General features: G+C 57.0%; 22 protein-coding genes and 1 pseudogene. 14 read left to right on the forward strand and 9 right to left on the reverse strand.

Annotated features, from left to right (window positions below):
• Positions 1 to 110 precede the first annotated feature (110 nt).
• Positions 111 to 1,787 (reverse strand): transposase, encoded by a 1,677-nt coding sequence (locus NO345_RS18180; RefSeq protein ID WP_256301648.1) that lies wholly within the window; start codon positions 1,785 to 1,787, stop codon positions 111 to 113.
• 298 nt (positions 1,788 to 2,085) lie between these two features.
• Between NO345_RS18180 and NO345_RS18185 the strand changes: the two genes are divergently transcribed.
• The 6 genes and pseudogenes from NO345_RS18185 to NO345_RS19905 all read left to right on the forward strand — a co-directional run.
• The gene (locus tag NO345_RS18185; protein ID WP_256301650.1) at positions 2,086 to 2,397 is read left to right on the forward strand and encodes a hypothetical protein; all 312 of its coding nucleotides are present in this window, start codon (positions 2,086 to 2,088) and stop codon (positions 2,395 to 2,397) included.
• An 85-nt stretch (positions 2,398 to 2,482) separates the two neighbouring features.
• The gene (locus NO345_RS18190; protein ID WP_256301652.1) at positions 2,483 to 2,986 is read left to right on the forward strand and encodes a redoxin domain-containing protein; all 504 of its coding nucleotides are present in this window, start codon (positions 2,483 to 2,485) and stop codon (positions 2,984 to 2,986) included.
• A 45-nt stretch (positions 2,987 to 3,031) separates the two neighbouring features.
• The gene (locus tag NO345_RS18195; RefSeq protein ID WP_256301654.1) at positions 3,032 to 4,099 is read left to right on the forward strand and encodes a two-component system sensor histidine kinase NtrB; all 1,068 of its coding nucleotides are present in this window, start codon (positions 3,032 to 3,034) and stop codon (positions 4,097 to 4,099) included.
• Between the two features lie 559 nt (positions 4,100 to 4,658).
• On the forward strand, positions 4,659 to 6,107 hold the full coding sequence (locus NO345_RS18200) for a cytochrome ubiquinol oxidase subunit I (RefSeq protein WP_256301656.1): 1,449 nt from the start codon (positions 4,659 to 4,661) through the stop codon (positions 6,105 to 6,107).
• On the forward strand, positions 6,100 to 7,095 hold the full coding sequence (locus NO345_RS18205) for a cytochrome d ubiquinol oxidase subunit II (RefSeq protein ID WP_256301658.1): 996 nt from the start codon (positions 6,100 to 6,102) through the stop codon (positions 7,093 to 7,095). Before NO345_RS18200 ends, NO345_RS18205 begins: the two co-directional genes overlap by 8 nt.
• 31 nt (positions 7,096 to 7,126) lie before the next feature.
• A pseudogene (locus NO345_RS19905) lies at positions 7,127 to 7,308 on the forward strand (helix-turn-helix domain-containing protein); the annotation flags it as partial.
• 119 nt (positions 7,309 to 7,427) lie between these two features.
• On the opposite strand, the gene NO345_RS18210 reads toward NO345_RS19905, so the two are convergent.
• From NO345_RS18210 to NO345_RS18220, 3 genes are all read right to left on the reverse strand, one after another.
• Positions 7,428 to 8,516 (reverse strand): DUF4268 domain-containing protein, encoded by a 1,089-nt coding sequence (locus tag NO345_RS18210; protein ID WP_256301660.1) that lies wholly within the window; start codon positions 8,514 to 8,516, stop codon positions 7,428 to 7,430.
• A gap of 147 nt (positions 8,517 to 8,663) precedes the next feature.
• Complete coding sequence (locus NO345_RS18215) at positions 8,664 to 11,510, reverse strand: DEAD/DEAH box helicase (protein WP_256301662.1); 2,847 nt, start codon at positions 11,508 to 11,510, stop codon at positions 8,664 to 8,666.
• Between the two features lie 35 nt (positions 11,511 to 11,545).
• Positions 11,546 to 12,277 carry a hypothetical protein gene (locus tag NO345_RS18220; RefSeq protein WP_256301663.1) on the reverse strand — a complete coding sequence of 244 codons (732 nt, stop codon included), beginning with the start codon at positions 12,275 to 12,277 and terminating at the stop codon, positions 11,546 to 11,548.
• Between the two features lie 334 nt (positions 12,278 to 12,611).
• Between NO345_RS18220 and NO345_RS18225 the strand changes: the two genes are divergently transcribed.
• Entirely contained in the window at positions 12,612 to 14,390 is a 1,779-nt protein-coding gene (locus NO345_RS18225; protein WP_256301665.1) for a DEAD/DEAH box helicase, read from the forward strand.
• 1,805 nt (positions 14,391 to 16,195) lie between these two features.
• Here the strand turns inward: NO345_RS18225 and NO345_RS18230 are convergent.
• The 3 genes from NO345_RS18230 to NO345_RS18240 all read right to left on the reverse strand — a co-directional run bounded on the left by NO345_RS18230 (position 16,196) and on the right by NO345_RS18240 (position 17,284).
• Positions 16,196 to 16,699: a hypothetical protein gene (locus NO345_RS18230; protein ID WP_256301667.1), complete on the reverse strand. Its 504-nt coding sequence runs from the start codon at positions 16,697 to 16,699 to the stop codon at positions 16,196 to 16,198.
• A 192-nt stretch (positions 16,700 to 16,891) separates the two neighbouring features.
• Positions 16,892 to 17,092, reverse strand: coding sequence for a hypothetical protein (locus tag NO345_RS18235; RefSeq protein ID WP_256301669.1), 201 nt, complete (start codon positions 17,090 to 17,092; stop codon positions 16,892 to 16,894).
• Between the two features lie 3 nt (positions 17,093 to 17,095).
• On the reverse strand, positions 17,096 to 17,284 hold the full coding sequence (locus NO345_RS18240) for a hypothetical protein (RefSeq protein ID WP_256301671.1): 189 nt from the start codon (positions 17,282 to 17,284) through the stop codon (positions 17,096 to 17,098).
• Between the two features lie 291 nt (positions 17,285 to 17,575).
• Between NO345_RS18240 and NO345_RS18245 the strand changes: the two genes are divergently transcribed.
• The 5 genes from NO345_RS18245 to NO345_RS18265 all read left to right on the forward strand — a co-directional run bounded on the left by NO345_RS18245 (position 17,576) and on the right by NO345_RS18265 (position 21,571).
• Complete coding sequence (locus NO345_RS18245) at positions 17,576 to 17,833, forward strand: hypothetical protein (RefSeq protein ID WP_256301673.1); 258 nt, start codon at positions 17,576 to 17,578, stop codon at positions 17,831 to 17,833.
• On the forward strand, positions 17,830 to 18,762 hold the full coding sequence (locus tag NO345_RS18250; protein WP_256301674.1) for a hypothetical protein: 933 nt from the start codon (positions 17,830 to 17,832) through the stop codon (positions 18,760 to 18,762). The genes NO345_RS18245 and NO345_RS18250 overlap by 4 nt, the downstream gene beginning before the upstream one ends.
• 5 nt (positions 18,763 to 18,767) lie before the next feature.
• The gene (locus NO345_RS18255) at positions 18,768 to 19,664 is read left to right on the forward strand and encodes a hypothetical protein (RefSeq protein WP_256301675.1); all 897 of its coding nucleotides are present in this window, start codon (positions 18,768 to 18,770) and stop codon (positions 19,662 to 19,664) included.
• Between the two features lie 432 nt (positions 19,665 to 20,096).
• Positions 20,097 to 21,092 (forward strand): ParA family protein, encoded by a 996-nt coding sequence (locus NO345_RS18260; protein WP_256301677.1) that lies wholly within the window; start codon positions 20,097 to 20,099, stop codon positions 21,090 to 21,092.
• Positions 21,089 to 21,571 (forward strand): DUF7970 domain-containing protein, encoded by a 483-nt coding sequence (locus NO345_RS18265; protein WP_256301679.1) that lies wholly within the window; start codon positions 21,089 to 21,091, stop codon positions 21,569 to 21,571. Before NO345_RS18260 ends, NO345_RS18265 begins: the two co-directional genes overlap by 4 nt.
• 176 nt (positions 21,572 to 21,747) lie before the next feature.
• Here NO345_RS18265 and NO345_RS18270 read toward each other — a convergent pair whose 3' ends face one another.
• Complete coding sequence (locus tag NO345_RS18270) at positions 21,748 to 21,999, reverse strand: hypothetical protein (protein ID WP_256301681.1); 252 nt, start codon at positions 21,997 to 21,999, stop codon at positions 21,748 to 21,750.
• Positions 22,000 to 22,177: 178 nt separating this feature from the next.
• On the opposite strand from NO345_RS18270, the gene NO345_RS18275 reads away from it, so the two are divergent.
• Together NO345_RS18275 and NO345_RS18280 are read left to right on the forward strand one after the other, a co-directional pair.
• Positions 22,178 to 22,645, forward strand: coding sequence for a hypothetical protein (locus NO345_RS18275; protein ID WP_256301682.1), 468 nt, complete (start codon positions 22,178 to 22,180; stop codon positions 22,643 to 22,645).
• The gene (locus NO345_RS18280) at positions 22,645 to 23,682 is read left to right on the forward strand and encodes a PIN domain-containing protein (protein ID WP_256301684.1); all 1,038 of its coding nucleotides are present in this window, start codon (positions 22,645 to 22,647) and stop codon (positions 23,680 to 23,682) included. The genes NO345_RS18275 and NO345_RS18280 overlap by 1 nt, the downstream gene beginning before the upstream one ends.
• Before the next feature lie 9 nt (positions 23,683 to 23,691).
• On the opposite strand, the gene NO345_RS18285 is transcribed toward NO345_RS18280, so the two are convergent.
• Positions 23,692 to 25,254, reverse strand: coding sequence for an AAA family ATPase (locus NO345_RS18285; protein WP_256301685.1), 1,563 nt, complete (start codon positions 25,252 to 25,254; stop codon positions 23,692 to 23,694).
• Positions 25,255 to 25,392: the final 138 nt, after the last annotated feature.

Below are 25,392 nucleotides of genomic sequence, written 5' to 3' on the forward strand. Positions count from 1 at the left end.
CGGTTTCTGAACGGCCGCTCTTGTTCCACAGGCAACTATTCCAGCGGATTTCCGAGACTCTGGATAGTGTTGCCACTCAGACGCTGCGCTCTCACGGAGAGAGACCCTTGCTATCCGATTCCCGTTTCCTTCTTCACCAGCGTCAGCGTATTGTCTGCCGTCACCATTGGCGAATGTTCATAATCACCGGTCAACTCGACCTGTACCAGCAGATCCACTGCTCGCCAAATCGAGTACAGAAGACACGCGAACCCGAAGTAGAAGAACCGGAGCCCGAAATCCTTCGACGTCGTCGCCGCCATGAACCGTTTGATCGACCTGTACCCGCTCTCAATCTCCCAGCGGTAGCCGTACTCAGTAAGGTGACCACTCCCGCAATTCGTCATGAATACCGAGTATTGCCGGTGGTCGTCGTGCTCGGAGTCTTCTATCCGGCGGTAGATCAGCGTCGTCTTGTGCCACTCATTCTTGCCGAGATGCAACTTCCGGTCCGTCTCGTATCGGTCTTGGTCTCGCTGGAGCAACCGCTTGGCCTGGGCTTTCTCACTGGTCTGCATCCGCTTGGGAACGGCGTAGGAGAGCCCGCGCTGGCTGATCATCTCCAGAACGTGCTGACTGTCAAACTCCCGATCCATCAGGACGTTATCGACATGAACCATCTCCTCGGCAGAATCCAAGAGATCCGTGACGAGTTCTACGCGGGACTCACCCTTCCGAACTGGCCGCGCGTCAAGGACGATTGGGACGGCGTTGCCGACTAATTGGACTGTTGCCCACTGGTAGGCGTACTCGTCGGTTTGCTCCTTCGTGCCGATGATTTCGTCTTCGTGGCCCGTTCGATCGCCGGTGAAGGGATCAGCTTCAGTGATGTCGATGGCGATTATTCCGGCTCGGAAGAACTGCTCTGTCTCTGCGACTTCGTCCAGCAGCCGATTCACCGCCTGTCGGTACATCTCGCGAATCAGCGCGATAGAGAGGCCACGAATGTGTTCTCGGTGGGCGTGACCCAACGGCGTCCGCTCCCGAGTCGATTCGTAGACAAAACTGCGAGCCCCTTCGTTCGCAGCTAACCGCTCGCGGAGTCCGAAATACATCTGTAAGTCCCAGTAGGCGTTCTCGTGAATCTCGCAGCCCTCCCCCCGATCCAGCGAGAATGCCGGGAAGACAACGCGACGGATGTGGTCCGTAATCGGTGCCGCTTCGTCGAGAACAGCGTGATCTTCCGGGCCTGATTCGTCCTCTTCGTCACTGTGAGATGGAAGGTGGTATTCTGGTTCGCGCGGGACTGTGACCCCGGCGTTCTGGGCTTTGATGAGGATCGTCCGGGCAGCTGTTTGGACTGTCTCGCGGAGGTCAGCAGTGAACCGCTGGTGCCAGCTGCGCCACAGCGTCGATTGGTCTGGGACTGTCTCTAGGCCTAGTTGCTCACAGAGGTCTAAGTGGTGAGTAAGGTACGTAACGAGTGCCGTCTCGTGGTTCCAGCCATGGATTTCTTTGAGCAGGAAGACGCGGAACAATTGCGCCATCTTGTATCGTGTTCCCACCGAATACTGGTCGTGAGGGCGAAATTCGACATACGCCAACGGGTAGTGAGAGACGAACTCATCGACAGAATTGAGGGGATCGTGATCGAACCACGCGGCTGCAACGGTGCGGATGTCCTCTTCAAGACCGTTGAGTGAACTCCGATCGTACAACGGTGTCGAATCGTAGGCAGGCCACGTGGTGTGGGAGGTCTGTGCGATCTTCCGGAATACCGTCTGTCGCGTTGTGGGCGATACTGACACAATTTGAGTCTGCACTATCCCACTATCAAGAACGCGTCCAAATGCCCACGACAAATTAACGAACTATCGCGGTTTGTCAAAAGTGATAAAATATTGATGAGGATGTAGTGGCCGACTTAGACGAGTTCTATTCAGCGCAATCCCCCAATAGCCAGCCATTGAGGTCATCGAAGCCGCGTTGGCTTCCGAAATCAAGCACCACTTGTCTACCACCCCTGGCAGTCAGTGGTATCGAATATGGCGTGTTACCCACATAACAAAAAAATCCTGAATAGTAAAACCACCCATCATAATGTTTATGAAGTTCTTATTCCTTCTTATGAAGCCCTTACTGCCGTTGAACGACGGAGAATTTAGCCTCCTTGTCCGCCACTCAATCGACAGTGAGGAAGAAATGACTGAGGCAGTCGTGGATGCGTTCCTCGCTGCGGGGGTGGACGTTTACGATCGCCCCACCACGCTGGCAGGGTGGATTGATCCCGATGTTTTCGAGACCCTCCAGTGGTCTTCTAGTCGTCCGTTGTACCTGGGTACGCTGATTTGGGACCATTACGTGGTCATCACGCCCGATCAGGTCGCAATCTACACGGCTCCGGGGGGGGAGAGTTGATGCGCTCCACAGCTCGGTTCGACCGGCAGACCGGCTCGTCCGAGAGCAGTCGCGTGCCTCAGCGTGATTGGATGGGGACCGACCGATGACGAAGAACGTGGAGCGTGAGCCAAACGAGACCGTTCCCGATTTCCGGTTGCCGGGCACGGAGGGCGACGAGATTCGCGAATATCAACTGAGCAGTTACACCGATAAGGGTGCCGTGGTCCTAGTGTTTTACCCGTTCGATTTTAGCCCCGTCTGTACGGAAGTGCTCTGCAACTTCCGTGATGCGGAGTTCCTAACGTTCACCGAGAATGTCGACGTATTCGGCGTTTCGCTGGACTCCTGTTACGCCCACCAGCGGTTCATCGAGGAGTACGACCTCCCATTCCCGCTGTTGAGCGATACGAGGGGTCGGATCACCGACCAGTATGGGCTGGCCTACGACGAGTGGGAGCACCACGAGGGTGTCCCGAAGCGGGCACTGTTGACGATTGACGAGTCCCGGTCCGTCCGGTACAAGTGGGTAACGGAGGACGCGTACGAGAGTCCGGGCATGGATGCACTCCATCAAACTGTCCTGTCGCTGGAAGAGGTGGACTCATGAGCACGCTCGGGCACACCCGGTCCTCGGCGACGCCGGGATACTACGATGTCTGAGCCGCCGGATGGCGACCGCAGCGGGCACGCCCGAGACGCGGAGGCACCGTATCAGCACCTGATCGAGGGGGTCTCCTCCCACGCCATCTTCATGCTCGATTCGGGCGGGACGATCACCGCCTGGCCGGCGCCAGCCCAAACACTGTACGGGTACGAGCCCGAGTCGATGGTGGGGCACAGTCTGCGGGAGTTGTTTGCCGACGACGGGATCGCCGAGTTCGACATCGACACCGACGAGGACGAATCACATCCCGACGTCGCCGCCATGCTTCGGGAGGCGGCGGCCGACACGATAGAGGATGAGCAGTGGCACCAGCGGGCGGACGGCTCCGTCTTCTGGGCCACGATGACGATCTCGTCGCTCGAGGAGCCGGCGGGATACGCGGTCGTCAGCCGTGACACGACGGCGAAGAAACAGTACGAGCGGATGCTGGAACACCAGAACGACCGTCTCAAGGAGTTCACGGACATCCTGGCCCACGACCTTCGGAACCCGCTGAACGTGATCGACGGCCGGCTTGACCTCTTTAAGGAAACCGGCAATCCCGAGCACATCGAATCGATCGAAGCGACGACCGACCGGATGGAACAGTTGGTGGACGACCTGTTACGGGTGGCTCGGCAGGGCAACATCGTCACCGACCCGGAACCGACCGACATCAGCGACGTGATCGCGACCGCGTGGGAAGGGACGGGTGGCGCTGCGGCTGGGGCAACCCTCGACTACGAGACGGTGCGCCCGGTGAGTGCGGATCCCGACAGGCTCTGTGAGTTGTTCGAAAATCTGTTTCGAAACGCCATCGACCACGTCGGGGAGGACGTGACCGTCCGGGTAGGAGCGCTGCGGGACGGCATCTACATCGAAGACGACGGCCCCGGGATCGCCGAGGACATCCGCGATGAGGTGTTCGATCACGGATTCACGACCCGTGAGGAGGAGTCGGGCTACGGCCTCTCGGTCGTGCGGACCATCGCCAACGCGCACGGCTGGGACGTGCGGGTGGCCACGGCCGACGCTGGCGGAGCCCGGTTCGAGATCACGGGCATCGAGTTTTTATGATCTAAGACTCTCCGAACCAAAACCTCCCAATCCACATCGTATGCATTGAGACTACCAGCCTCAACTTCTGCCACGTAGCAATCGTCCGGTTCTGACTCACCAGGCTCGTTCCAGTGGTATCTGAGCTTCCGTGTCGGTTCACGCGGAATCCCAACACCCGCATTCTGGCCTTCGCTCTTGGGTAGAGGATTGTTAGTGGAGAGTAGCCTGGTGATTTTGTAAGACCTGAACTACGCGATCAATCGATCCAGAACTGGGGCGAAACCGGTTGAAAGAGGAATCTCAGGGGACTCACCCGATGTACGAGATCCTAACCAACAATCTACGCCACAAGAGCGTCCATGTAATTGATTTTCTCGCCATAATATCGTTTACGTCGCCTCTACACAGCCAATTCTGTCGGTTTAGCGTTTACCAAACTAAAGTCAATATAAAGAAAACGATCTTCCTCTGAGGTGTAGGAAAACTACGGGTCTAGTAATCAAAGCTGTTGTGGTGAATGCTCCAAAGTGGGAACCGTGGGGCTACTCATAAGCTATTGTGCCGTAGCGTAAGGTCAATGGGTCCAATCACACTACTGGGTGCCATCGACCCAGGATTGGTGACGTTCCTCTCACCGGAAATCGCGAGCCGCATGCAGTTCGGATGGACAATCTCCGTTCACATCATCTTCGCGTCCCTTTCGATCGGGCTCGCACCGTTTATTATTTACTTTACTTGGAAAGACGTGCGGACGAACGAGCAGCGGTATGCGCGATTGCGCTCGTTCTGGGTGAAGGTTTTCGCCGCCGGCTTCGTGATGGGTACAGTCACCGGGATTCCGATGAGCTTCCAGTTCGGCACAAACTTCCCACAGTTCGCCGAGGTGGCCGGTGAACTGATCGGAGGCCCGCTGGCCTTCGAAGCGAAGATGGCGTTCTTTTTAGAGGCCGTCTTCCTCGGCGTGTTGCTGTACGGCCGCGACCGTGTTGAGGACCGAACATACGTCATCTCGTCGGTACTCGTTGGTTTCGGTGCCTGGCTGTCGGGGTTCTGGATCCTGATCGTTAACGCTTGGATGCAGACCCCACGGGGCTACGAGATGGTCACCCGCAACGGGATGGAAGTCGCCAAACTAACTGATCCGTTCGCCGCGTTCCTCACCCCGCGAATGCCCTGGATGTACGTCCATATGATGAACGCGTCGGTGATCTCGGTCGCACTGCTGGTCGCGGGCGTCTCGGCGTACATCGTCTGGAAAAAGCCCGACACTGAAGCCTGGAACACCGCACTCAAGCTGGCTGTCGTACTCCTGATCATCTCCGCACCGTTCCAAGCGGTCCACGGCGACGCCTATGGCCGCCACGTTGAGGACACCCAGCCACAGAAGTTTGCCGCGATGGAGGCTCACTACGAGACGGGGGAGGCCGACCTACACCTGCTCGCGTTTCCGAAGTCACCTGAGGCACTCACCGACCCGCGAGCCGAGAACCTCGTCACCGTGAGCCTTCCCGCAGTCGGGTCGTTCCTCGCCAGTGGCGGGGACTTCGACGCCGAGGTCATCGGACTGAACGAGTACGAGGAGAACCCCCCAGTAGCACTCGTATTCTGGTCGTTCCGCTTCATGGTCGGGCTCGGATTCCTGTTCATCGGGTTGGCACTGTGGGGCGGTTACCTCATGTATCGCGGGCGGCTGTCCGACAGCACACGCTACCTGAAGGCGATGATCGCTGCATCGCCGTTCGGCTACGCTGCGTTGCTCACCGGCTGGTACGTCACCGAGATCGGCCGGCAGCCGTGGGTCATCCAGGGCGAGCTCAAGACGAGCGAGGCGGTGTCATCGACGCTCACCGGGGCCGAGGCGACACTGACCCTGGTCGGGTTCGTCGTGCTCTACGTCGGGCTGATGCTGACTGCGCTGTACATCCTGAAGTGGCTGGTCCGGGAGGAACTCCGGTCACTCGGCGTTCGAGAGTCGAGTGGCGGCCGCTGGCACGGCCCGATTCCGTGGGTGAGTAGCGATGACTGACCCGCTGTTGCCCGTCGACGCGTACCTCGTCGAATCGCTGCCGGAGATCTGGTTCGGCGCCGTGCTGTTCGCGTTGGGGATGTACGTCGTCCTCGACGGGTTCGACTTCGGTATCGGGATGCTTTACGCGACCCGGACGGACGAACGCGAGCGGGAGACGTTCCTGGCGGCGTTCGGACCGGTCTGGGACGCGAACGAGGTGTGGGTCGTCGCCTTCGGGACGATGCTACTAGCGGCATTCCCGCGCGTGTACTCGCGCCTGCTGGCGGACAACTATCTGCTCGCGCTCGGGTTCGTCCTCGCGTTGGTGTTCCGCGGCCTCGGTCCGGAACTCCGCGAGCAGCGCGATGACGAGCGCTGGAAGCGCTACACCGACTACGCGTTCATCGGCGGGAGCGTGTTCGCGCCGCTCCTGTTGGGGATGCTCGCGGGTCGCTGGCTGTTCGGCGGGGCGACGCTACCAGTGGCGTTGACTGGCGTCGGCCTGGTCGCCGTCTCGATAGTCACGGGGGCGGCGTTCCTCGCAGCCAAGACCGAGCCCGGTCTGGCATCGGAACTGCGAGCGTACGGCATCGGTGCGACACTGGCGTACCTTGGCGGTGTGGTCGTGCTGCTGGGAACCGTCGTCCTGACCGATGCGGGCGGCGCTGCCGACGCGGTGCTCTCGCTGCCCGTCGCTGCAGTCGTCGCTCTCTCGGTCGCCGTCGGACTGGGCGGGAGCGTACTGGCCAGACGCGGACAGTACCGAGCCTGGCTCGCGAGCGCGCTGTCGCTGCCCACACTGTTGACGATCTTGGTCGCAATTCTGCTGTATCCGACGATTTATCCGCCGACCGGGCTGTTGGTTAGAGAAGCGGTCGTGTCGCCACTAGCGCTGAACCTCGTGACCGTCCTCGGGTTTCCGGTCCTGCTGCTGGTACTGTGGTACTTCAAGTTCCTCTACGGCGTGTTTAGCGGCCCAATCGAGGGTGAGGGCTACGGGGGGTAACCCCACCAACCTCTGGTCGTTCCATTCTCCGCTCAGTACTGGTAGCTCTCCGATCGGGGATGTGTACGATATGATAGAATCACACCCTCGCGATAGTGTATCACTCTCGGTGTCACACATCACCAGTGCCGGCAACTAGAACGCGATAGAGTGTATCGGCTTCGGACTGCCGAGGACCGCATTGTGTCGCAGTTTGTCGAGCGGACACTCTAGCTGGGGCCATCGAAGGAAGACAGTTCCATATGCATTGAGTTTGCCAGTCTCAACTATTGTCCTCTACAGTCATCGGCTCCAATGTTTAGAGTACATGTGGGAAGGTCCTTCCGATGCGACTACCGCAGTTCTTCGTCTAAAACCGGCGTCAGTTGCTCGTGGAACTCTACCAACCTATCGACGGCCCACTCTTTGAGCCCCTCATCCTCCAGAGCCTCGTCCAGTCGGCCAACCTTGCGTTTGACGAAGAGCCGCGTGTATCCGCTACTCCCGTACTCTTCGGAGTGGATCCCCTCGGGGACATCCAGAGGTCGGTCTTCGATCGCCGCCAACATCGTCTCGAGCATCTCTTCGTTCCGTGTGGACTCGTCGAACTGGAAGTTCATCACGACGTGGAATTCCTTGTCGCCGGGGTCACCCTTGAAGTGCCACACGAACTCGACGTCCGAGTGGCCGGCGGGAATCGTGATCCAGCTGTCGCTGCTGGCTCTCCTGCTCGTGACGCCGGGGAGTTCAACCTTGAAGCGTTCGAGTACCTCGCCGAAGAACCGCCGGTACTTCTTCTGCTTCGGCGATGCTTCACGCTCCTTGATTTCCTGCGTCTCGTCGGCGCCGATGATCGTCGGGACGAACATCTCGGCGTCGTCTCGCTCGTAGTAGTCGAACTCGACGCAGTTGATCTTCAGGTCGTGAGCGTCCCGCAGCCAGCGCGTCATCCGGCGGACGTCGTCGGTGATCGTGTACGCGACCAACATGAGCTGGGGCGACTCCAGCCCCTCGACGAACTCCCGTTCGAAGTCGTCGATATCGAACTCCGAGTCCTTCTCGTGGTCGAACGCCTCGTACAGTTCCTCCAGCGACTCGTAGTTAGTGAGGTCGAAGAACTCGTCCCGGTCCAGTCGGGCCAGCGAAGACGCGTAGTCGAAGAGTTGGGTCACGGCCGACCGCGGCGAGCGGTCGCGCTTGAACTCAATCGTCGTGAGTGTCCCCCTCTTGTCGCACACGAGCAGGTCGGGCTCCTTGCCGGTGGGCAACTGGATTTTGCTCCCGAGGACGACGTTCTCCCGTGTCGTGAGCGTCCCCATCACCAGCCTCGGATCACTGTGGATTACCTCGTGAAGGTCGTCCTCTAAATGTTCCTCGCTGTACTCAACCTCCTCGAGGTATTCGATTTCGCTATCCTCGCGTCGAAAGCCGATCAGTGACATTGCGGATAAATGTGGGCTCCCACTCAAAGGATTTTGCCGTTAACCAGACTGTTTGGAAGGGATACGCGGGAAATTGATGGAAATATAGAGGGACTCATTGTTGGAGTTCCACGAGAAGTAAGCTAGGGCTCAGATATCCGAGATAGTTCACAGATCCTCAAGCGAGAATTCTGACTCGTCCGTCAAGCTCCCAGTTTCGTCCGCATGATAGGTCAACTCAGATGGGTCACTAACTTCTCCGAGGTACACCCACTCATCATTGAGGAAGGTAATGGCATGGTCGGCTTCGTTCACCGTGACACTCCCGCCACCTTTCTCTCGATAGACGAACGACGCCACTTCTTGGTAGTCCTCAGCCTCGATGATTTTCCGGCCGTTCGAGGTCTTCGAGAAAGCTCGCCCTTCCGAATCGACGCTGAATTGGAACCCCTCTCGTGGTCCCTCATAGGGGTCACCTCTCTCTATTTCATCTGTGTCGGGGACTGTTCGAACAGTCGGGGGTTCCGGAATCTCGTCGTCAGTCGCGGATCGTAGTATACCATCAATCGTATCCTCGTCGGTATCCCACGTGAGGTGTCGAACTTCTGCTCGAGACAACTCCTTCCGCCAGTCGTAGCGATCGAATATATTCTCGTCGACCGTATCCCGTGCGTACAATACGTACAACTCAGCCTGTTTGTCGGGGTTCTCGCCGGTCCGGAGGATTCGCCCTAACGTTTGAATCCGTTGTCGAACACTCCCAGAAGAGACTCGGACGATTCCGACGTCAGCACTAGGTACGTCCACACCTTCGATGAGCGCCTTCACACTTAACATGACATTCGCGAAGCCGTCGTCGCCGAACCACTCGATGGCGAAGTCGTTCCATGCGTCACTACGATGGCCCGAGTGGTACATCACCGGCCGATAACTCGATTTAAAGAAGAGGTCCTCAAGACGGTCGTCAATTCGTTCCAGCTCTGGATATCGATTGTACAGCTTAGCTCGGTCGACATCGGTGTCAGTACCCTCACCAGCCCCGTAATTCCGCCCTCGAGTTTCCTTCGGGGCCACCATCCGCTCTAACTGCTCAATCCGTTCTTGGAAGACGATCGTCTTCTGATCGCTTTCGAGATTTCGATTCAGGAGGTCAAGTGTTACAGCCTGTCGTGCAACGGCGTCGGCTACCAGTTCTCGTCGTTCAGTCGTGTACTCGAAATAGTCGGTGATGGCTGGAGTCGGGCTCTCGGCTTCGTTTTTAATCACCTGTAGCTTCCTGGCAAAACTCCCGTCCAGCTCGTACAGGCGATTCTGATACTGTCGTTCGATATCGGTGATCGCATCAACTACAGCGTCGGTCAAACGGTCGTAGGCCATCTGCTCAGCGTCGGTCAGTTCGAACCCAACGTAGTTGATCCGGAACCGGGGGATCAATCCACGTTCTAACCCTTCATCGTACGAGAGCTCGTAGTAGATCTCGCCGAGGTTCGAGAGCAGCATTTCGTCCTCCGGGCTGAGTTCCTCCCCTGTCGGGTCTGACAGCGGTGTCGCGGACAGGCCGAGGGCAGCAGTCCGTTCACAATCGAAGATTTTCGAGAAGTGGTCACCAGTGTACCGGTGACACTCGTCTGCGATCAATAAGTGCTCAGTCGTATCGATATCGCTCAGCCGCGCGCTCAAAGCATCGTTCTTCACGGCGGAATTGACGATCGAAATCAGAATCCGTGGACCGTCCCCGAACGAATCCTTGTGGCCGTCACCGAGCCAGCCAACATCACTCGGTGGGACTCCCAGGGTGTCGACTAACTCTTCCAACCACTGGTGCATCAACACCTTCGTCGGCACCACAACTGTAACGACACCCTCGCTGTTGTTCTCGAGCCACTGTCGGATCACAGCTAGCGCCATCACTGTCTTCCCGGCGCCCGTCACGACCTGAGCGATTCCGTGCTCTGGTCGGGTTTCAGTATCGGCGAACCACTCGTTGACAGCTTCTCGCTGCCAGTCGTACAACTCGAACTCCTCCGGGAAGGTATAAACCGGCCGGTCGGTTGCTGCCAGTCTTTCCAGATCAGTCCGCGAGAAGCCACTTCCTGCGCCGGACTTTACACGACTTGCTTCTTCTGGAGAATCCGCGTTAGCAATCCGTTCCAGGACAGCCGTTGAGAGCCCAGCGAGATCCCGCGGCTCGAATCTCTCGAACCGACTGCAGATGTCGTCTCGGAGGCGTTTTCGTCGCCGCTCCTGCTCAACGTAGAGCTCTGATCGCCGTAATTTTGGTTCCGAAGAATCCTCGGTTACGGACTCATCGAGGTATTCCTTCCGTGCGGTGTCCAACAACCGGCGGTGTTGACCCACACCACCCGACTCCCGATACATATAGTATTTCGCGAGGTCCCGTTTGACCCGGTCTGACGGAGGGAACGAAGTCGCCCCTTCCCGCTTGAGCCACTGCTCGTACTGCCAGAGAATATCTGCCTGCCGGAACCGGTCGCTGAACTTGTTTGGATTCCCGGCGAGGAACCCACTCTCCCGCTTATCGAGAGCGCCCATTTGCTCCAGCAATGGTAGATACCCCCGGATACCGCCGTCGTTGAACTCGTAACCGTAGCGATCAGCGAGCCGGACGCGGATCTCTTCGCGAGAGATGGGCTCCTCAACTCGTTTTACCACCCGATGGATGTTGTACAGTCCCTCAATTCCCTCTGGATACGATCCTTCCAGCGCCCAGGACTGCTTCACCCCGTACCAGAGCAACGTCTGAAAATCTATCTCGCCTTGTCTCCACTCGTGACCGAACTCGTAGACCGTGATCCCATCTGCAGTCTGATTGAGCACTCCGACATGGGCGTACGTGGAGACAACCCGGGACATGTACTGCTCGGAGTACGCGTCCCCGTTGGGCTTCGTAAGCCGTTCCCGCGCGATCTCTACGAGGTCAGCTTTCGGGATCGGTTCCGAAGACTCACACGCAATTTCCACGAAGCATTCACTCCGATGCCGGATGTCCTCCATGCCAAACAGCGGAGTGGGAAATCGCCGACCCATAACTACCAGTCGGTCGGATCGTCGTCGGGGATGTCCGGTCCATCGTCGTGAGTAGCGTTGCCCGTCGGGTCATCCACAGTATGATCTTTGGGGTTGGTCGCGGATGACTCACCCAGCGAATCAAGCCAGCTATCGACTCCACCCTGCTCGTCGAATGGGTCGGTCAACGACCGCGGCTCGGCGACCGAGAGTGGTGTCTTCTGGATTTGACCCACGTAGATTGGGAGTTTCCGGACCCCGCCACGCTCTCGTCGTAGCGCAATGAGATTCTTGACGACACGGGGGAGAGCGTCGAACTCGTCGCGTGTGTCCTGAGGGAGCCGGTCGAGATCGACGAGCGTCAGGACATCGTTCCACGGTGTCACTCGTAACGAGCCACCCCGTGGTTTGTATCGAGCAAGGCTGTTCACGAGTTCTGGTTCTAAACTATCCTGAACTGGGTGGTCCTTGTGTGTCTGCGGATTAGCCCACCAGATGCGGTCAACGCCTGGACCGAACGAATACTTCGCCCCGTCATATACACTCGGCCAGAGATCGCCCGGTTCAACACCATCGGGCTGGAGAGGGATGCTGTACTGAGGATCTTCCGGGGGAACCAACTCGCCTGAAAGCGAGATTTCCCCGACCCAGTACGTCTCATAGTCATCGCCGTCTTCCATGCGAGTGAGGACATCGTTGTCCTCGGTGATCCGAACCCGACCACCGAGCCGCTTGAGTTCGAGGAGGGACTCCACTAACGCTTCGGGAGTTGGGTCAACGTAGAGGCGGTCCGTCCCTTGGTAGGCCTGCCACCACACATCTCCATCGGGGTTGGTCCGAAGGCGATACCCCCGATAGTGATTCGACCATTCGTCTCCGGGCTCGTATGTTTGAGTCATCGCTTTGGTGTGACGAGAGCGAGAGTCACTTGCTCGGTGGAGTAGGTCCGCAAATATATTTCTGACGACACCACACCCACTCATTCTATCAAAAGTTAAATATTCGAAACCGAAAGCCGAAGTCGGTTTGAAGCTGAGTCTTGATATCGGCGATAAGATTTATTCACCCACCGATTTTCTAACGATCTAGATGTCAGACGATGCGGAATTGCCCGATGTTTCACCTCAGATCTCGTATTCTATTGACGATTCCTCGGCCGCAACCCGCGCACTTTCGGATGACTCCGAGACTGCCACCGGACATCTGTTGAATGTTCAGGCCCGTGAATTCGAGATTGCGCAGGGTCAGCAGGAACTGCTCTCCGTCGAAGAAATAAAGGACCGAATCAAGCTGCTTGACCACCAGCTTCAGGCGGCACACCGTGCGCTCTTCCAGATGAGTGGGGGAGCACTCTTCGCGGACGAGGTTGGACTCGGGAAGACAATCGAGATCGGGATGGTCCTAAAGGAGATGGATTTCCGCGATACTCGAGATACATTCCTCATTATGACTCCTGCTCAATTAGCTCCCCAGTGGCAGAACGAACTCCAGGAGAAGTTCGGTCTCGACTTCGTCTGTAACTACGACGACGACTTTCTCGGCTTCGATGCGCACGACAAAATCATCGCGAGTGTCGACACTGCGAAATCGAAGACGAACCGAGACGATGTTCTCAATCGCCGCTGGGACGTCGTCGTTCTCGACGAGGCCCATTACGTGCGCAACGAAGACACAATGCGGTACGAACTGATCGACGAACTCGACTACGGTGAAGCGTTCTTCGCGACTGCGACACCGATCCAGAACGATATCTCCGACCTGTACAATATTGTCGACCTCATCCGGCCCGGAATGTTGGGTACTCGTCAACAGTTCGACCAGCGGTACGTCGTCGACAGTGACGATGCGCAGATTAAACGAGCCGACGAACTCCAAGAAAAACTCAACCGGGTGATGATTCGGAACCGGCGCGAAGAGACGAAGATCGATTTCACGAACCGAGAAGTCCACACGAACATCTTCGAACCGTCGAGTGCTGAAAGCGAACTCTACGATGCGGTCACGGACTACGTCCGTTCGAACTACTCCAGCCAAGGGGCTCGCCATCTCGTTCTGTTTACACTCCAGAAAGAGGTCGTCTCCAGCCCGTATGCCGTTGAACAGACGATTGACAACTGGGTTAGCGATGACGAGAAACACCTCACTTCATCAGAACGTGAGCACCTCGCTGAAATTCGGGAGATAATCGGGGATATCAGTCGCACGACGAAGCAAGAACGCCTCAGTCATATCATCGAGACGATACGCGACCAGATTGGCACCACACGAGCAGTCGTGTTCACGCAGTTCAGGCCGACACAAGACGCTATCGCGGACGGCTTGAGAGACTTGGACCTCCCGGTTCACATCGTGAACGGCGACCTCTCCAGCAAAGGAAAGGAACGGATGGTTGCAAAATTCCGTGATGAGGGCGGTGTGATGGTGGCGACCGATTCGATCAGTGAGGGGCGAAATATGCAATTCTGCAACGTCCTGGTCAACTACGACCTTCCATGGAACCCGATGAAGGTAGAACAGCGGATTGGCCGTGTCGATCGGATTGGCCAGGACCGTGAGGTCCACGTGTTCAATATGGCGCTTGAGAACACGATAGAGGAACACGTCCTCGACAAACTGTTCGGGAAGATCGACCTCTTCAATCAGTCCATTGGCGGCCTCCGAGATATCCTCTCACGGATGGAGAAGTCTGGCTCGGACTTCGAGCGGGAGGTGTTCGAGAAGTTGCGGCATGCGGATTCCGAGATCGAACTCGAGAACAATTTCGAGGAGATGGCCGTTGATCTCGAAGAGAATACCGAGGCCCAAGAGAAGATGGACGACTTCAATCGGCGAGTATTCGATACTTTCGAGTTCGGTGAGAGCGCATGAGCGTCGACGACGTCGGCTCTCTCAATCGCCTCGAGACACGACGGTTCACGGCATCGACGATCCAAGCCTTCGGCGGTAAAATAGATCGAAGCCAAGCTGATTGCTGGCGAGTCACCCTCCCGGAGCCGTTAACAAATCTTTCGGAAAGTCGGGAAGTGGCAGTCGTCTTCGATCCGAAAGACCAGCAGCCGGGTCGCGAAGAACTCTTGATTCAGCCAGGATCACTCCCGTTCAACGAGCTTTTGGGACTAACAAAACAGGAGGTATCAGTCGGGAGAATCCACCTCTCGGCAGCAGATCTGCAAACTCCGCTCCCGGACGCACTCGACGTGTCAGAGCTGACTGTTCGAGTGGATGAGTTCGAACCAGAACAGACTGCAGATGCAGTCTCGTTCCATTTCCTCGTCGAAATGGAGAGTGTTTCATCATTCCACCGGGAGCGGTTCGAAACAGTTACGCTGGATCTTGCGACTGGGGGACGTCTCCCCGATCTCACCCAGCGCCTACTGGCCCACACGAGTAATCTCGCCAATTCTCACCGAACGGTCTCGATAGATCCCGAGGACGAGGTCGTCGAGGACCGCTACGAGACGGCAGTCGAAGAGGTCGAAGCACGTATCGAAGACGACGCCGCAGAACTGCTCCAGGAGGCGACCGAAGCCGCTGAGACGCGGAGTGAAGAGATCAAGGATCTATACGATCAACGGCGCCAAGAGGCACGGGAGGAGTTCCGCGGCGGCGCCCTCAGGAGACGAAAAGAGGCATTCGCCGAACGGGAGCGGGAAGAAATCGAGGAGATGGTCGCGAGACACGACGTCGCCGTGAACGTGACGCTGGTCGGACTGACTCTAGTGGCACACGATAAAGGGTCCCTCTCTCTCACCCTCGACGACGGAGAGAACACTGCAAGCACGACTGTGCAGTACGCACCAGCCACAGGGACCGTCGATCAGTTCGATTGTGCGACTTGTAGCACTGGATTCGGTCCGAAAACTCGCCCCCAAGTCTGTACATGCGGGACTGTCGTCTGTGCTGGTTGTCTCAACGTGTGTGAGTCATGTACCTCACCCGGGTGTCCAAACTGTGACCCCCCAATGTGTGAGTGCGAACTCTGCCACCGAGTCGAGTGTCACGACTGCAACTCAGAATGTGCCCACTGTGGTTCGATAGTCTGTTCAGCTCACATCGAAACGTGTGGGGCAACCGGCCAAGAAACCTGTCTGGCTTGTGGCCAGCCATGTAACACCTGCGACGAGTTCCACTCCGACGACCATCTCGCCCAGTGTACAGTCGACGGAGACCTCCATTGTGACTCACACTGCAGTCACTGCGGGGTTTGCTCTGAGACCATCTGTTCCGACCACGCAGACGCCTGCACTGCATGCGAACGAACCCTCTGTCCGAGCGATCGAGTGTCCTGCGAGACATGTGGCGACACCCGGTGTAGAGACGACGCGTTTGCCTGCGACGGATGTGGAGGCTATCATTGCGCAGAAGACATCGCAACGTGCGAGGTTTGTGAGGGTCAGTTCAGCGAGGGTCATCTCGCAGAATGTGCAGTTTGTAGCCGGGCAGTCTGTGAATCGGACCATGGACAGTGCCGGCTCTGCGACGACATCGTCTGTACCGAAGACAGCATTGAGTGTGCGACGTGCGGAGCAGTAACCTGCCTAGAGCACGCAGAGGAGTGCGACCTATGTGACGAGTCGTTCTGTGAAGACCACTTGGAGAGTTGTGGCACCTGTGAGACCACAGTCTGTGACTCCGACCGCGTTCACTGTACAGCCTGTGATGCAGTTGCCTGTTCAGACCACGCACAGAGTTGCGACGCCTGCAACGACGATCTCTGCCCTGAGCACGGGACCAGTTGCAGTGAGTGCGAGGATACACTCTGCCCTGAGGACACTGTTCAGTGTGCAGACCACGAGGAACCACTGTGCCCGAGCCACTCGGAAACCTGCATCCAGTGTGAACGAGCGTTCTGCTTCGACCTCGTCCAAACATGCCAGTACTGCCAGGAACCCGTCTGTGACTACGACTCCGGAGAGTGTACCCACACAGGGAAGGCTGTCTGCTCTGACCACCTCGAATCTTGCACAGTCTGTGAGGACTCGTACTGTCCAACCCACGGCGCAGTAACTGAGATAGCCTCTGAGTTCCGTTGCCTCGATCACTCCGCTTGCTGTGCCGAATGCGGCGGTGATTTCGCCCCTGAGAATCTGATCGGCTGTACGCACTGCGGCGAGTTGGTCTGTGACTCTGATGCGGGCGAATGTGTAGTGTGTGACGAGCACTTCTGCATGTCTCACGGCGTGGTGACGGGGCTGACGGGAAGCTTCCACTGTCACGACCACGCGGAACAGTGTGTCGAGTGTGAGGGGTATTTCGACGAGGCGAATCTAGTTGACTGCGATCACTGTGGTGAACCGGTCTGTGATTCGCATAGCGAGGAGTGTGCCGAATGTGGCGACGTACTCTGCCAGACCGATAGTGGACGGTGTTCAGTTGACGATGCAACTCTCTGCGAGAAGCATCTTACTTCCTGCAGTGTCTGTGGCGACGATCTGTGCGACAATCACCTCTCGGTCTGCACATCCTGCGGCGATGTGATTTGTCCAGCCCACGCTGAGCCCTGTGCAACCTGTGACGCCCTCCACTGCCCGGCCCATCTCGAAGAGTGCGCTGACTGTTTCGACTCCCATTGTTCACAGCACATCGAGGCCTGCAAGAGCTGTGGTGATCAGTACTGCGCCGATCATCTCAGCAGCTGTGCTGAATGCGGTGAGCCGGTGTGCATCGTGGACAGTACTCTCTGCCGCGGATGCGATGAGCTGGTGTGTCCGGACCACACTGATCGCTGTAGTGTCTGTGACGGCGAATTCTGTCCAAACCATCGCTCTCAATGTGGGACGTGCGGCGAGACACTCTGTTCAGACCATAGTGTAGCGTGTGGCGACGATGGGGTCGAGCACTGCTCGCAGCACATGTCGAACTGTGAGGTCTGCGAACGCGAAGCGGGAATGAAAGACGTACAACCACGATGTGAGGACCATCTCGTCTCCTGTGTGGTTTGTCAAGAGCGACTCTGCCGTGAGCACGCGTCTTGGGCTCCAATCACGAAGGCAGCGGTGTGTGCTGAGCACCGAGCCGAATGTTCGACTTGTCGGCAATACGTTTCGGAGCGTGTGCTCCAGAATGGCAAGTGCTCCACCTGCCGTAAACTGAGATCTGACGGACTAGCACTGCTGCCGGACGACTTCGAACTCCCGGAGGCAGTGAACACCGACTCGGGGGAATTCGGCGTGAATTCTCGCTATGTCGTTGCTCGTCAGTCACACCTGCTCCGCTCCGACGAAATCATCGTCGTGAGCCGCGAGAGCGAGTCAGTTGTTGAGCGACACAAGATCGGGATGCTCGCGAAGATCACAGGAGGGCGACTATGAGTCGCCGAGGCGATGCACCGACTTGGTACAGTCCAGGTGAGGTGCAATCGACAGTTCGTCGAGCGCTCTCGAACAATGTCGACCTGGAGAAGATCGTCTCCGTATTGGGTGAACGCGAGCTCGACAACGTTCAACACTCCCGCGTCGAAGCGATCATCGAAAATGTCTCTGAGAACACCGAAGAGGCGTCCATCAAACCGCATCTCTCACAACCTCCGTCGACAAAGGCGGAGCCTCGTGAGGTTCGCGGGCGACGGCTAAGCGCCGATGATTTCGAGTTTTTCTCGAATAGGGAAGCTGCCCGCGTACTAGGACTGGTTCTCGAGTCGTTTGACGGGAACACACTCAGGATGGGACCCCACGACCAGGTTGAATCCGATCTAGTCTGGAACCGACAGGGTGGAACCATCGCACTCCTGATCGTCCCCACAACCGAGGAAGCTGTAGACTCTCACCAGGTCGACGCACTTCTTGAAGGCCAGACAGTTCCCGAAGACCGTCGAAGCCCCTCCGAACTCGCGGTGGTGACTAACGGGTCGTTTACGGATCAAGCATTGGGTTACGCCGAAACGAACGACATCCGGTGCTATGATGGCGGCCATCTCGAAGCCTGGCTCCAGCGTGTGCTCGTGCCGATGGATGCCGTGGGAACGGTCTTGGAGGAAGGCGAAGATCATGATGGGCCAATCTTAGAGATCGTCGATATCCCGTCGATCCCAGCTCCCCGCGCCACAATCGCTCCCCTGGAGATCGAACCGGTATTCGAAGTGGAGATGGGCGAAGAGGAGCCAGGGCCCAAAGGTCGGTTAGGACGGGATGACCCACTGAAGGGCACCGACCCTGACACAGGCCAGACCGGGACGCTGTACGCTGACCCAGAAGAAGACGGCGAGTACGGAGCGTTCGAAGACTACCTGGAGAGTATCTAATATTCATGACAGCGATATTTGAAGAGGAGTCCACGACAGTCCCAGTGAAGAATGGCCAATCGATCACCATCGAACCTGGAAATCCCTGGCCGTCTGCGTACCGAGGGTCAAAGTACAGTCTGGTCTCGGACGACGACTTCGAGGATACAGTGTTGAAATGGGAGCACCGAGACCTCAACATCTTCACAGAACCACCGTCAGGTCTCAGGCGAGCGCTGGTACTTCTTGGGAAAAGTGGCGGTCGCGGGAGCATCCGTGTGACTGCAGATAATGAGGTTCTCACGAAGATCCCCGCAAAAGACTACGAACACGTTGACCAGGCACCGGTCGACAGTGGATGGGTCCCCGTCTACGTCGGCAAACTCCAAACCCCGATCGATTTCGAGGAGGTTGAGACTGATCCGACGCCACCCACCCAGTCGAGTATCAAGGTGTGGCAGGGTTTCACGTTCAATAACGGTGAACGATGGGCCGTCGGTCACGACGGCAAACTTGTTTGGAAGTGGCGGGATTATCGATTCGAGTCCGCGTTCAATCACCCCGAACTGGTTGCCGAATATCAGAAATATCGAGGGACTGCGGGCCGGCTCTACATTACCGAGAATGCCCATGTCTGGGTGAATTTGCCAAGACAAGACATTAGATCGGAACAGAAAGAGACGGTTCGGAGAGCCATTACTCAGTGGAAACAAAAGGCCGAAGAGGCTGATGATACTGCCTCGCTTCGACTGGTCAATCGTCGACTGGTCGCAACCAGCCAGCAAGACGACCCCTCGACTGGTCACTTCCCTATCCATATCGGTCATCTGGGGAACTTCGACGGGGGGAAGATTCCGCGGCCGGTCGTCGACGACGAGAGCTACTACCAGGCAGTCTGTGAGTACGAGACAGTGTGGGAGTAGGCCATTCCAGTTTCTCGGGGCTTCGTGATAGAGTCGTCTCAGCTGCGGGCCCAGGGGTATCTGTAGCAATTAGCTCGCCCGTATTTCTGTAACGAAAATCTGTAACGTGTGTCTGTATCGGGCTCCCTCGGCCGGAATCCCGAACAATCACCCACTCGGACGGCCGTATTGAACATCTGTAACAGTTCTCTGTAACGTCCATTCGTGGCAGTCGCCCTATACAGAATGCGGGACAATCGTTCGTACCCTAAATCTGTTACAGAAGTCTGTAATAGGCTTCAGTAATAGCTAACCGTAACAGATTGACAGGGCGGGGACAATCCAGATCACCATAGTGCACCATGGCAGAGATCCATTACAGAGATCTATTACAGATATTGCTCTGTATTGTCTGACACAGATTTATGATACAGGGGGGAAAACGGGTGACGTATGATAACGGCCGTGGTCTATTCAGAATCGGGCGGGACCTACAAAACGACGATGACGGCCAACATCGCCGTCGCACTGGAGCGAATGGGGCTGAACACGCTCGTTCTGGATTTAGACCCACAGGAAGGGAATCTGACGAGCCTGTTCGACGCTGGTGAGAACCGGAGCGATCCAGAGGCGGATAATCTGGTAAAGCACATCCTCGACATGCCAGACGGGGAGTTCGACGACCTCATCGAGACGACCGACGAAGGCATCGACATCATTCCGAGCCACGACATGCTCGGGGACTTCACCTCGAATCTGGAGCAGAAGATCTCGTACGAGACAGGGATGAAAAACATGAGTCGAGAGGAGTATCCACGCTTCGAGCTACTCTACGATCTCCTCTGGGAGAAAGAGAAGTTGCAGGAGCAGTACGACGCGATACTCATCGACCCGAACGCACGTGCGGAAGATCTCCTCTACAACGCTATCTACGCGCTCAGAACGCTCGTGGCCCCAGTCAAGCCCGCAGGTAAGGGGAACCTGAGTCTCGAAGGGCTCGAGGAGCTCGTCGGGAACATGAGCAGTCAGCTCGAAATCGAGATTGGGCTTTCCTGCGTTGTCCCCTCTGGTGTTGGCCAGACGAACGCGCATCAACAGTACCAGCGGCAGTTCGAGAACACGGATGCATTTGACACGCCTGTCGCAATCGGAAACCGCGAGAGTCTCATGGACGCCATGTGGGAGGCCAGAGGCTCTGCGTTCAAGGTTGTCGAGGAACGGTGGAAGACGTTCCAACGAGATGGCGAGATGGTGAGTGAGCCTGGACAGCGTCGAGTGCGGGAAAGGGAAATCGAAACGCTCCGGAAAATCTACGAACTCGCGTGGTTCATTGCGACCGAAACGTTCGATGCTGACGTCGACCCGGTGCTCGAGCTGGACATCGATGACTACGAGACCCGGACAATCGACCTACGAGCGGACAAGGAAACGGAGGCGACCACCGCATGAACAATTTCAAATCCGGTTCAGGAAACCTCGATTTCGGGGGTGATGAGAGCGACGAGGAGCCAGAAGAGGACGAAGAAGACGTGAGTGTAGAGTCATTCCCTGAAGAGGAGCCCGAGCAGACCGAGCAGGAATCACCCGTAACAGCCGACAGTCCCTCGATAGAACGAGCTCGTTCTCCGGCTGAATCCCGCGATTTAGCCACTGAAGGGCCCGATTCGGACGAAAATCCACGAACAGAGTACCCATACTTCATTCGGCGGAACAACGTCGGGGACGAGCGAGACAAGCGTCTGGAGATCCACGTTCGACAGAACGTTGCGGATCAGGAAGCCGACTTCCGGAACGAGCTCGCGGCACAACTGGGGACAGGGGAGGTCTCAAAAACGGATGCTCGCGAGTTTGCACTGCTTGCTGCGTTTGAACACCCAGAACAGGTCGCGGAGCTGATGCGGGATGAGGGATTTGGTGCGCTCGACTGAGAACGTACAGAGTTCACAGGACACCAGAACACGGTAGTAGGTTTGTATATTGAAATTTGGTTTATACCCAGAGGAGTTGGCGAGTCCTACTCATAGGGAGCAAGGTGGAAACAAACCCTTGCAGTGGGTAGCTAGAGCATTTCAGTGTTCCATCGACAGCTATGAGAGAATCACGGTCAGGAATGCCGACCAAAGTGGTAGATGACTCCCCAGAGGAACGAGAGGCCAACCATGACGACGATACTCCCAGCAAACTGCTCATTCACGGGAATCGATGCACCGGTGATTGACTGTGTTTCTCGGATGAGAAAGAGCGAGAACTCGCCAAGAGGAGGCAGGAAATCCCAGACAAATTTCGAAAAAATGGTTCCGACAATCAGCGATGCGAATGCTGCAATTTCGTGTGACGCCCCCGTGGTTGCTGGCATAGTGTGACCAATGAGTAGTTTCCCAAATTACTGTTCTGCTTGAAATACACTTCTCGACAAAGAGTGGACACGGGTTCTAGGGATAGAGGGGATAATCCCGATCAGAACGAAGTGGAGAATGTCGAACCATCTTGCTGGCCGCCAATAGGACTTAGGTCTACTACGACGACCAACCAGTATGACACGCCGCTGGGTTACCTGTGGAACACCCACGATTCCTGGAATACTGAACCCAATGACTGCAGCGTGTGATCGGGGATTTGTTCCGGACACCATCCACATCCTGTCGAATCCACCAGTCATGGAGTATGTCGAAGAGACACGGGGCCTGATGGCCGAAGTGATAGCTGCGTATGGAGGCGATGCAGAAACAGAAGTCCACGAACTAACGCACGAGACCGATTTTACGAGCATCGTCGACTTCTACCGAACACAGGTGGAGCAATCAGCAGATGACGATGAGGTAGCGATCGACGTCACGCCAGGGCGGAAGTTCATGTCCGCAATTGCGTTCCAGGCAGGTATCCAGTTCGGTGCGGACCACGTCTACTACTTTCATCGGAAGTCTGGGGGATACTACGGACAGTTCTATCCCGAGATTCCACGCACAGCGACCGACCTGATCGACTTCACCGAGGTGCTGTAATGGAGGTCAGCCGACGTCGGTTGACCGTCCTGCTGAATGCATTGTATGATGAGGGTGTCGACTCGATTCCGGTCGAGCACCCAGCCAGTGACATCGGAGAGTTGGCCCGTATCGAACTTGAGACAGATGGACAGGTGACCGTCAGATTCACACAGGGGTCGTTCACCTACCAAGAGAACCGAGAGGGTATCCCCGCAAAGTACGGGGAAGCGGCGCACGATGATCTCCCAGACGCCGAGACGTATACCCGGGCAGCAGTCGCGAGTTCTCTTGTCGAGCTCGACAACCGCGATGAGATAGACGCGTTCTTCGACCGGCATGGATACCCCGACCTCGAGGCTGGGCACGGACCGGTCGTCCTTGGATTGGACACGAACATCATTCCCTGGCGACTTCCTGAGATTCTCGGTGTTGACAGCGACACCGGCGACACTGACGAGAAGGGTCGTGCGCCAACGAACGGCTATGCGCTGGCCACGGGTGTGAAGGAAGAGCTCGACTGGCACTACAAGCAGTACAACACACACGAACTCACCGCCGCCTTCGGGGAAGAATTCACACGCCTCGACAATCAGCCGGCAGGGAGCAACCGAGAGGGGTTCATGGGACTGTATGAGTATCGACGCCTCCGGACGAACCGGACGGTCGATATCATAGAATCCAACACCGGTGATGAAGGAATCGTCGACGCCTACGAGGCTTTTAACGAAGAGAGTCGCAAGACTGCGGTGCTTCTGAGCAACGACCGCGGCTTCATCACCAGAGCAACTGAGGCTGGCGTTCCCGCCCAGCACGTCGACTTCCCGCTCGACATGCCGCGGAAGGTGACCGGAACCTGGACTGACGCCTGTGAACTGCTGTACTACCTCGCGGTGCTGTTCGGTGTCGTCAAGCTCCCGAAGGTCACGGTGTACGGTGTCTGGAACGGCAAAGATGGTCGTCACTGGCAACACGAACAGCTCGACATGGACTGTCGCAGTCCCAAGATAGAACCCAGACTGACGCGGGATCTGCGGATTCTCGATGCGACAGACTGAGTCCAGAATTCAACAGAGCAGCAGATAGAACCAATAGGGGAGCTGGATCACGCGATTCTCGCGAAGCGTGATCGGCTCCTCAGTCGAGACGGTATCGCCCGTCAAGAGGAATCCCACCGGAACATCGTATTCGTCGAGGAACTCGGTAATCACGTCGAGGGAGTCGTCGATAGGCGGTCGATACGCGAGGACAACAGGCACTGGTGTGTCATCGATATCGAGGACGAAATCGACCTCACCCTGTCTCCCGCGCCAGAACTGGACGGATGGGTCGCTCTCGGATTCCTGTGCGGCATTGACGCCATAGGCGAACCGCATACTGTGGTCGAAACCGGCGACACGGGCCAGGTCAGCTTCTCGGCCGAAATCACTCAACACGCGATCGGCGTTCCCATCGGCGAGTGCAGTCACGAGGCCAGTATCTCGAAGGTACAACCGGACTGACCGCGGCCGGGCGTTGTCGTACTCAGTCACACCGGTCAAGAGAAACAGGTCTGCGAGCGCGGGAAGATAGCTGTCGGCGATAGTTCGCCGGTCGACATCGAATAGCTCGACGAGCTCCTGATACCGTATTGGTTCCGAGCCACGATTATGGGCGGCAAGTGCACAGAGACGTTCGAGGTCGGCGATCGTCTTGATGGATTCGAACCCAGGGACTTCCTGGTAGAGCGCATCTCGTACTTCCTCACGTAGGCGTGTGTAATCAGTCGTTGTGAGGTTGGACGCAGAATCGATGACTCCGTCGTGCTCGTAGCTTATCGTGCCACCCATCGCGAGGTAATCCACAACCTTCGACTGGATACGGGGTTCGACATCCTCGATCTTCTCGTACTTCCCTCGAAGTTCATCGAGAAGCGGTCCTGTCTCGCCACTCTCGAGGGCTGCTGGGAGGCTCTTTTCTCCGGAGCGTATCGAAGTCGGACTTACACGGCGTTCGGACTCCTCGAGGTCGGGATAGAGGGTGAAAAGGTAGTCACGGAATTTCTCAGGGAGGATGGGCTGCGTGTCGTACTGGTTCTCCGGGAAGCCGGCACTCTCGAGTTCACGTTCGACTTGGACCTCGGCACTCGCTGTGACGATAACGTACCGGTCTGCTGCCTCGTCGAGGATATCGACGACTGGGGTTCCCCAGCCGTCGATCGTCGGTTTCCCCGGGTGTTCGATCTGGTGGACATCGTCAAGGAAGATGAAATGTGGCTCGGGTGAATCGAGTCGCCCCAGGATGCGGCTCTCGTAATACCGGACTGCACGTCGGAGTTGCTCGTCAGATTGGAGTTGATACAACGGGTCCGCGTCAAATGGGAGATAGAGAAACCGTTCTGGCTCGGCACCGGCTTCGATTCGGTGATGGATGAACTGTTTGCAGAGCGTCGTCTTCCCCGCTCCGCGCCGCCCGACTAGACCAAGCAAGGGCTGGTCTTCGAACTGACTCCCAGAGCGGTCCGGCCGGGCGAGGTGATAGAAGTCACTCTTCTGCCGCGCAGGAAGTGTGAATGCGGCAGTACCCTGTTCCCACCACGGGTTGTGATCGTGGAGGGATTGAACCAGGGAGTTTCGCGCGTCAACTGACATCGTTGTCTGAGTATCAGAGCCCACCACAATGGATTTTTCGGGAGTATTTGACCCGGTGGAGAGATTATTTGACTTCTATAGTACTGGCTACCGCGGGTTCTTAGTTCGTATCGGCAGTGATATTCACCGTCAGGAGGT

This window comes from Haloarchaeobius salinus, from assembly GCF_024464185.1.
GTDB classification, from domain to species: domain Archaea; phylum Halobacteriota; class Halobacteria; order Halobacteriales; family Natrialbaceae; genus Haloarchaeobius; species Haloarchaeobius salinus.